This is a genomic window from Gilvimarinus gilvus, from assembly GCF_030518155.1.
Lineage (GTDB): Bacteria > Pseudomonadota > Gammaproteobacteria > Pseudomonadales > Cellvibrionaceae > Gilvimarinus > Gilvimarinus gilvus.
This window is the reverse complement of record NZ_JAULRU010000150.1, coordinates 1-357: the sequence shown is the minus strand read 5'-3', so window position 1 is coordinate 357 and position 357 is coordinate 1. Positions and strand designations below refer to the sequence as shown.

Below are 357 nucleotides of genomic sequence, written 5' to 3'. Positions count from 1 at the left end.
AAAATTATGAAAAAAGTTTTACTTGCTATTGCATTTGCTGCACCCTCAGTATTTGTTTTGGCTCAGGTAGGTATTGGAACTAATGATCCTAAAGCGACATTAGATGTTACAGCAGTTAATTCAACAGGAACTTTAGAAACTGTAGAAGGTGTTTTAATTCCAAGAGTTGATAGAGAGAGAGCACAATCGATGCTTAATGTAGATAAGTCTACAATGGTTTTTATTAATAATATTAGTACAGGTTCTCAGACAGGTACAGCTGTTAATATAAATGCAGAAGGTTTTTATTATTTTGATGGCCTTGTTTGGGTTAAATTATCTTCTGGAAATGGGAATTCAGGATTCTTTTACATGCCT

Annotated in this window: 1 protein-coding gene; it reads left to right on the top strand. The window is 33.3% G+C overall.

Annotation, left to right across the window (positions count from 1 at the left end; genetic code table 11):
• On the top strand, positions 1-357 hold a 357-nt coding region (locus QWI17_RS00900; RefSeq protein WP_302720604.1), incomplete at both ends, for a phage tail-like protein.